The organism is Streptomyces sp. YS-3, assembly GCF_045257485.1.
Classification (GTDB): domain Bacteria; phylum Actinomycetota; class Actinomycetes; order Streptomycetales; family Streptomycetaceae; genus Streptomyces.
This window is the reverse complement of the sequence record NZ_JBJHPC010000335.1, coordinates 1-8,158: the sequence shown is the minus strand read 5'-3', so window position 1 is coordinate 8,158 and position 8,158 is coordinate 1. Positions and strand designations below refer to the sequence as shown.

7 protein-coding genes are annotated in these 8,158 nt (G+C 72.0%); all 7 read right to left on the bottom strand.

Annotation, left to right across the window (positions count from 1 at the left end):
* Nucleotides 1–1,316 (bottom strand): DUF3492 domain-containing protein (locus ACJA3G_RS24055; RefSeq protein WP_406555115.1); only part of this gene is annotated, 1,316 nt, incomplete at its 3' end.
* 191 nt (nt 1,317–1,507) lie between these two features.
* Nucleotides 1,508–3,142 (bottom strand): dipeptide ABC transporter ATP-binding protein, encoded by a 1,635-nt coding sequence (locus tag ACJA3G_RS24050; RefSeq protein WP_406555114.1) that lies wholly within the window; start codon nt 3,140–3,142, stop codon nt 1,508–1,510.
* Nucleotides 3,139–4,128 carry an ABC transporter permease gene (locus ACJA3G_RS24045; RefSeq protein ID WP_406555113.1) on the bottom strand — a complete coding sequence of 330 codons (990 nt, stop codon included), beginning with the start codon at nt 4,126–4,128 and terminating at the stop codon, nt 3,139–3,141. The genes ACJA3G_RS24050 and ACJA3G_RS24045 overlap by 4 nt, the downstream gene beginning before the upstream one ends.
* Nucleotides 4,125–5,156: an ABC transporter permease gene (locus tag ACJA3G_RS24040; protein WP_406555112.1), complete on the bottom strand. Its 1,032-nt coding sequence runs from the start codon at nt 5,154–5,156 to the stop codon at nt 4,125–4,127. The genes ACJA3G_RS24045 and ACJA3G_RS24040 overlap by 4 nt, the downstream gene beginning before the upstream one ends.
* Before the next feature lie 2 nt (nt 5,157–5,158).
* Nucleotides 5,159–6,880 (bottom strand): ABC transporter substrate-binding protein, encoded by a 1,722-nt coding sequence (locus ACJA3G_RS24035; RefSeq protein WP_406555111.1) that lies wholly within the window; start codon nt 6,878–6,880, stop codon nt 5,159–5,161.
* Nucleotides 6,881–7,055: 175 nt separating this feature from the next.
* Nucleotides 7,056–7,151 carry an Ms4533A family Cys-rich leader peptide gene (locus ACJA3G_RS24030; RefSeq protein ID WP_361387202.1) on the bottom strand — a complete coding sequence of 32 codons (96 nt, stop codon included), beginning with the start codon at nt 7,149–7,151 and terminating at the stop codon, nt 7,056–7,058.
* An 88-nt stretch (nt 7,152–7,239) separates the two neighbouring features.
* On the bottom strand, nt 7,240–8,158 hold a 919-nt coding region (locus ACJA3G_RS24025), incomplete at its 5' end, for a DUF3152 domain-containing protein (protein WP_406555110.1).

Here is an 8,158-nt window from a genome sequence, read left to right as displayed (position 1 = left end):
CCCGGCCCCGCGCCCCGCGCGTCGCCGTACGCGTACGGGCTCGGGCCCGGGAGCCGGAGGCCCTGAGCGGTCCCGGAGGCCCGGCCCGCGTAGAAGATCCGCAGGCGCGCGTCCGGTTCCGCGCGCCGGACCTCCGCGAAGGCGTGCAGCAGGGCGATGAGGTCCTTGGTCGGGTCGATCCGGCCGACCCAGACCAGCGTGGTGGGGTCGCCGCCGTCCGCGCCCTCGCCCACCGACTGGAAGCGGTCGGCGGCCATGCCCGGGTACACCGTGCGCACCTTGGCGCGGTCGGCGCCGCACTTCTCCTGCCAGCGGCGGGTGTGGGTGTTGCCGGGGGTGATGAGCGCGGCCCGTTCGTACACCTCGGCGGCGAGCCGCCGGTGGAAGGCGGCCGTCAGCGCCCGTACCGGTACGCGCGCGTCGCCCGCCGCGAGGTACTGGGCGCGCAGCCGCACCCCGTACTCGGTGACCAGCAGCGGAACTCCGAAGAAGCGTTTGGCCAGCAGTCCCGGGAGGGCGGCGCAGCCGCCGCCGGCCGCATGACAGAGGTCGACGTCACCGAGGCCCGCCGCGTCGTACCAGTCGAGCGAGAGGGGGCGCAGGGCGCGCTCGAGGAGTTCGGCGAAGGCGAGGTAGTCGGGGACGCGCGCGGACTGCACCGCGCGGCTCGCGCCGGGGGTGCGGCAGGCGGCCTCCAGGACGCGCACGGCCGTCTCGGAGCGCAGGGCGCCGGGCAGTCCGTCGGACTCCAGGGCGAGGTCGGCCAGCCCGTACAGGCCTTCCGCGAACCGGGAGGTCCCGCCCGTGGGGGCGGCGGCGGGCCCGCCTCTCGCGGCGGTCTCGAAGGCGACCGTCAGCGCGTCCGGGTCGCCGTCCTGATCCAACCCGCGGGCGTCGGCGGAGGCCGGTCCGCCGCGGCCCGGCCACTGCCCCGGTCCACCGGCCGGCGCCCCGTCCCGCGCCCGCGCGCCGGACAGACCGCTCTCGCCGTCCGCCCCGGCCACGCAGATCGCCCCGGCCAGTTCGCGCAGGCACACGGCGAACCGGTCGCGCTCACGGCGGCCGAGGCGGCGGGACCGCTGGGAGCGCGTGCGGACGCTTCCCCACTCCTCAGCGCCCCACAGCGGGGCCGTGCGCACCCGGCGCACCTGGGGTGGCAGGGCCACCCAGCCGCGTTCCTCCTGCGCCGCGGTGCGGCTCAGCGCGTATATGTCGAACTCGTGCCGCGCGAGCCCGCGCACGAGCCGGTCGCACCACAACCTGGACTCGCCGGTCGTGTACGGATAGCCGCCGTCGGTGAGCAGTCCGATCCGCAAAATACGCACCCCCGATCTCCCTGGTGGGCGGTCGCCGTTGCACCGGCGACTCGCAGCGGGAAGAACGTAAGCGGATACGGCGGTGGCGCGATGGACGGTTGTCCATCGCGCCACCGGAAGGGGTGAATGCACGTAACTTTCGCACCCCGGTGGCGTTCCGTCGCGCTACGGGGCGGGAGAGTAACGGAGCGTCAGGCCGCGGCCACCTCACCGAGGTTCTGCTCCCGCGCCTGCTCGCGCAGCTCCTTGCGGGCGGCGCGGCGCACCGCGGCCAGCACCGGATCGACGGTCGGCACGGCGGCGAGGAGCTGCCGCGTGTACGGGTCCTGGGGCGATCCGTATACGTCGTCCACGGCGCCCTCCTCCACGATCCGGCCCCGGCGCATCACCGCGACCCGGTCGCTGACCTGCCGTACGACGGCGAGGTCGTGCGCGATGAAGACGAGTCCGAGCCCGAGCTCGCGCTGCAACTCCGCGAGGAGCCCGGTGACATGGGCCTGGGTGGTCACGTCGAGCGCGGACACCGGCTCGTCGCAGACGATCAGCTGCGGTTCGGCCGCGAGCGCGCGGGCGATGCCGACGCGCTGGCGCTGGCCGCCGCTGAACTCGTGCGGGTAGCGGTCGTAGCGGTCGGGGTCGAGGCCGACCCGCTCCAGGAGTTCGCCCACGCGCGCGCGGATGCGCCGCTCGTCCCGCACGCCCGAGGCGCGCAGCGGGTCGGCCACCGACTCCCCGATCGAGCGCCGGGGGTTGAGCGAGGCGACCGGGTCCTGGAAGACCATCTGCACGGCCGTGCCGTCGCGGCGGATCGTGCCGGAGGTGGTGTCGAGCAGGCCCACCAGCATCCGGCCGAGCGTCGTCTTGCCGCTGCCGCTCTCCCCGACCACGCCGAGCGTCTCGCCGCGCCGCACGGTGAGCGAGACCCCGTCGACGGCGGTGAACGCCGACTTGCCGCGCCCGAACACCTTGCGCAGGTCGCGGGCTTCGAGCAGCGGCTCACCGGCGGCCGAGGCGTCCGGCCTGTCCGCGTCCAGGCGCGGCACCGCCGAGAGCAGTTCCTTGGTGTACGCGGCCTTCGGCGCGCCCAGCACGTCCTGTACGGGTCCGTGTTCGACGGCGCGGCCCTGGCGCATGACCAGGACGTCGTCGACGCTCTCCGCCGCCACGCCCACGTCGTGGGTGACCAGCAGCAGGCCCATCCCGGTCTCCTGGCGCAGCCCGTGCAGCAGGTCGAGGATCTGGGCCTGGACGGTGACGTCGAGGGCGGTGGTCGGCTCGTCCGCGATCAGGAGCCGGGGCTCGCAGGCCAGTGCCATCGCGATGAGGGCGCGCTGGCGCATACCGCCGGAGAACTCGTGCGGCCGTGAGCGCGCCTTGCGGGCGGCGTCGGGGATGCCGACGCGGTCGAGCACCTCCACGGCACGCGCGCGTGCGGCCCGCTTGGAGCCGCCCCGGTGCACCCGGTACACCTCGGCGATCTGGTCGCCCATGGCGTAGTACGGGTCGAGGGAGGAGAGCGGGTCCTGGAAGACCATCGCCGCCACTCCCCCGCGCAGCCGCCGCAGTTCGGCGTCGGAGGCCTGCTGGACGTCGGTGCCCGCGACCTTGACGCTCCCCTCGACCAGGGCGCCGGTGCCCCGGTGCAGGCCGAGCAGGGCGTAGGCGGACGCGCTCTTGCCGGAGCCGGACTCACCGACGACACCGAGGGCGGCGCCGGGAGCCAGGGTGAAGGAGAGCCCGTCCACGGCCCGGGTCCCGCCGAAGTCGACGGAGAGGCCGGCGACCTCCACCAGGGGCGCGGGGGTGTGCGCCTGGGGCTCGGTCATGACAGCACCACCCGTCGGTCGGCCATCGCGTACAGCGCGTCCGCGACGGCATTGGCCAGTACGACGAAGAAGCCGGTCGTCATGACGACGCCGACCACGACGGGCAGGTCGACCTGGCGGACCGAGTCCACCAGGAGCTTGCCGATGCCCTGGATGCCGAAGAGCGACTCGGTGAGCACGGCGCCGCCGAACATGGAGCCCGCGTCCAGGGCGCTGAGCGCGATGACGGGGGCGACCGCGCCGCGCAGGGCGTGCTTGCCGACGATGGCCCGCTCGGTGAGCCCGTACGCCCGGAAGGTGCGCACATGGTCCTCGGCGAGGGTCTCCAGCATGGAGCTGCGCACCAGGCGCGCGTACTTGGCGCTCTCGATCAGGGCCAGCGAGATCCACGGCAGCAGCAGCCCCCAGAACCACTGCTCGGGGTTGTCCGAGAAGGGGGTGTACTGCGGGAACGGCAGCCAGCCGAGCGTCGAGCAGAAGACGATGATCAGCACCAGGCCGATCACGAAGACCGGGGTCGAGAAGCCGATGAGCGTGAGACCGGTCAGGGTCCGCTCGACCGCGCCGCCGCGCTTCCACGCGGAGAGCAGGCCGGTGCCGACGCCGAGCACGATCCACAGCACGAACGCGCCGAGGACCAGCGAGCCGGTGACGGGCAGCTTGTTCATGAGGATGTCGGTGACCGGCGAGTCCTGGCGGTAGGACAGGCCGAGGCAGGGCGCGTCGCAGTGGACGACGCCGACGCCGGAGGAGAAGTCCCGGCCGGCGAAGAGCCCCTGGAGGAAGTGCCAGTACTGGACGTAGAGGGGGTCGCCGAGCTGGAGGCGGTCGTGCACCTGGGCCACCTGGGCCGGGGAGCAGCGCTCGCCGCAGACGATCTGGGCGACGTTGCCGGGAGCGGCGTAGAAGACGAGGTAGACGACGACGGAGAGGGCGAGCAGCACGAAGACCGCGCCGCCGAGCCGCCGCAGCAGGAAGCCCGTCACTTCGTGGCCTCCTTGGGGGATGTGGCGGCGTTCTTGCGGTTCCTGGCGTCCTTGCGGGAGGTGACGCCGACCTTGAGCCGGGAGGCGGCCCTCGGGTCGAGCGCGGTGCGCACGCCCTCGCCGACGACGGTGAGGGAGAGGACCGTCACGAAGAGGAAGCCGGCGGGCAGCAGCAGATATGTCGGCGCCGACTGGTACCAGGTGTTGGCCTCGGTCAGCATCTGTCCCCAGGAGGGCGTGGGCGGCTTGATGCCGACGCCGAGGAAGGAGAGAGCCGCCTCGATGGAGACGTTGGCGGGCACCAGCAGCACGCCGTACGTGATGACGGGCGCGGCCAGCGCGGGCAGCAGCTCGCGCCGGGCGACCGCGAACCGGCCCCAGCCGCTGAGCCGGGCCGCCGAGACGTAGTCCAGGGATTTGAGGCTGAGCGCCGAGGAGCGCACGATCTTGGAGGTGCCGGACCAGCCGACGACCGCGATGACGCCGGTGATCAGGACCGGGCGCGGCACCGAGTCGGGCACGACCGCGATCAGGCCGAGGCCGATGACGAGCAGCGGCAGCGCCACCACCACGTCGGTGAACCGGCTGATGACCTGGTCGGCCCAGCGCCCGCCGAGCGCGGCGAGCAGTCCGAGGCTCACCCCGATCAGCACCTGCACCAGGGTGGCGATGAAGGCGACGCCGAGCGAGACCCGGGCTCCGTAGACGAGCCGTGCGAACAGGTCGCGGCCGGTCTGCGGTTCCACGCCGAGCCAGTGGTCGCCGCTGACGCCGCCGAAGGCGCCCTTGGGCACACCGCCGGCGGCGGAGTCGATCAGAGCCGGGTGGAAGGCGTTGGGGTCCTGCCCCTCCAGGGCGGTGAGCAGGGGCGCGGCAAGCGCGACGAGCACGAGCAGCGCGAAGACGACGGCGGCGACGGTCACGGCGCGCTGGGCGCGCAGCCGCTGCCAGAACTGACGGGCCCCCGAGGCGGGAGCGACCAGGGGGGCCGCTCCCGTCTCCGAGGCCAACAAGGCCTCACTGCTCATGACTACTTGACCGCTACCTGGGAGATGTCGAGCACACCGGTCCAGTCGCTGATGACGACGTTCTTGATGTCCTTGCCGACGAGCCGCTTGTAGACCGGGTGGAAGAGCGGGACCACCACGGCCTGCTCACCGATCTTCTTGTCGAGGGCGCCCCAGCGCGGCGCGGCAGCCGCCAGGTCGGTGAGCTTGTTGATCTCGTCGACCTCCTTGTTGACGGCCGGGTCGTCGAGGAAGCCGGTGTTGAAGTTGGCGCCGTCCTTGACGATCTGGCGGCCGTCGAAGATCGGCGCGAGGAACGGGCCGCCGGAGGGCCAGTCGGCGCCCCAGCCGCGCAGGAAGAAGCCGGGCTCCTTCTCGGCGCTCTGGATGGTGTCGTTGTAGTCGTTGGCCTCCAGGCCCTGGAGCTTGACCGTGATGCCGGCCTTCTTCAGGGCGTCCTGGAGGGCGGTCGCGACCTCGGGGCCCTTGGGGCCGCCCTTGGCGTTGGTGTGGGTGAGCGTGACGGTCAGACCGTCCTGGTGGCCCGCCTCCTTCAGGAGCTCCTTGGCCTTGGCCGCGTTGCCGGAGTCGCCCGCCGGGAAGTGGTCGAAGTCGGCGTGCCCGAACGCCTTCTGGTTCGGCAGGAAGGTGGTGGCGGGCTCGGCGAGCGAGGAGCCGCCGACCGCGTTGATCACCGAGCTGCGGTCCACCGCGTACGCGATGGCCTGGCGCACCTTCGGGTCGTCGAACGGCTTCACCTTCGGGTTGAAGCCGATGTAGTTGGTGTAGCCGAAGTGGCCGGTGCCCACGCGCGCGGCGAGCGCCTTGTCACCGCCGATCTTGGCGAGCTCGGCCGGGCCGAGGTTGGTGTCGGTGGTGACGGCGGCCGAGTCCGGCCCCTGGGAGGCGGACAGGCGCTGGTTGATGACGGAGGCGTCGAGGCCGGAGCGGACGTCGATGCTGTCCGGGTAGGCCTTGCGCTCGGCGTCGGTGGCCTCGGACCAGTTCGGGTTGCGCTCCAGGACCAGGTGCTCGCCGTCGTTCTCGTTCTTGACGACCTTGTACGGGCCGGAGGAGACGGGGTGCGACTCGTACTTGGTGCCGGTGTCCTTGGCCTTGGGGACCGGCGCGAACTGGGTCTGGGTCGCCAGGTAGGGGAACTCGCCCTCGGGCTTGTTCAGGTGGAAGACGATGGTCTTGGCGTCGGGCGTCTCGATGGAGGCGAGGCCCTTGCCGCCGTCCTTGTAGGGGCCCTCGTACTTGTCGCCGCCGGCCAGCCAGTCGCGCAGGTAGGGCGCGCCGCCGGAGAGCTCGGCCGCGAAGGACCGCTCGATGCCGTACTTGATGTCGGCCGTCGTGATCGGCGTGCCGTCCTCGTACTTGAGGCCGTCCTTGAGGGTGTACGTCCACACCGTGGCGTCGGCGTTGGGCTTGCCGGTGTCGGTGGCGAGGTCCGGGACGACCTTGGTGCCCTCGGCGCCGGCCTCGCGGTTGCGGGTGGTGAGCGTACGGAACACCAGGGACGGAACGTTTCCGCCGCCGGAGGTGTAGAGCCGCGCCGGGTCGAAGTCGGTCTGCGGCTCGTTGTTGAGGACGGAGAGCGTGCCGCCCTTGGCGGGCTTGGCGTCCGATCCACCGCCGGCGTTCTTGGCGCCGCTGTCGTCGGGGCCGCAGGCGACGGCGCCCACGGCGAGAACCACGGCTATCGCTGCCGCTCTTGCGACGTTTCCGGACATCTGGCGCATCGGAATGAAGACCTCTCGGGGTGACTGCCGGGCAGGGACGAAACGGACGCGGGCGTCTGTCCCGGCCCATGACGACGTCATGGTCTTCGGACAAGAGGGAGTGCTGCGCCCGCGCGGATGAGCAAAGACGGAAGTACCCGGGCGCAGAGAGGAAAAAACTGCGCGCGAGTGGGCGTCAGCAACAGTGAATGTCGGCTACGCAGAGCCCGGTCACGCCGATCAGCGCCAGCTCGATGGCGGCGCGTTCGGGGGTGACGGGGCGGTGCGGCATGTCGAGAACTATGCAAAGCCCCGCTGTCCACTGTCAACCGAGATTGAGACAGTCGTCCCACAGTGTGGACAGCAGGGCCGGACTGGTCTCAACCAGTCGGGTAGACCCATGGGTTGGGACGGCACTTGATCCCGTCTATGTCCAAGGACTTGGTCTGCTGCTGCATCACCGGAGCCAGCGCGCCCGGAGTGCGACAGCTCACATGTCCATGGCCGAGCCGGTGTCCCACCTCGTGGTTGATGAGCATCTGCCGGTAGGCGAACATCGCCTGGGCCCCGAAGGTCTCCGAGCCCTGCGCCCAGCGGAACGCGTTGATCATCACGCGCTCGGTGGCGGCCGAGTCGCAGGAGACGTTCTCCTCGGTGACGTCCAGCTCCGACTTGGCGCACCAGGTCCCGGTGGTGCCGGGGCTCGCCAGGGTCACCACGAAGTCGGGCTTGCCGGAGGAGACGCGTTCGAAGGTCTTCGCCCCGTCGTGCGCCCAGCTGCGGTCGTCGTTGAGGGTCTTCTGCACGGCCTCGGCGAAGAGGGCGCCGTCCAGTTCGAGGCCCTTCTCGATGTCCACCCGGTAGCGGTACTTGCGCCCCTTGCCCGGCGCCGCCGCGGATCCGGGCACCACCTCGAACTCGCCGGAACCTTTCAGCTTGGGGTCGATCGGGTACTGCAGGGCCATCTTCTGCTCGTACGTGGCGGGCTTGGCGGGGGCCGCCTGCTGGGGCGTCGAGCGGTCCTTGGAGCGGGAGGCGGGCCCCTCGTCCGCACGGCCGTTCCCGTCGGCGGCCCGCGCGTCGGCGCGGTGGCCGTCGTCGGAGGTGACCTGGCCGGCCACCACGACCGCGAGCACGGTGGTGACGGCCGCAGCGGCGATCCCGGTGAGCGTACGGCCCTTGACGGATCTGCCCTTTTTGGCGGTCTTCCGCTTGTCCGCCGGCTCGGCCCGCTCGGGGGCGGGAGTGGGTACGGGTACGGGTACGGGGGCCGGTCGCGCCGGCCCCCGTACCCGTACC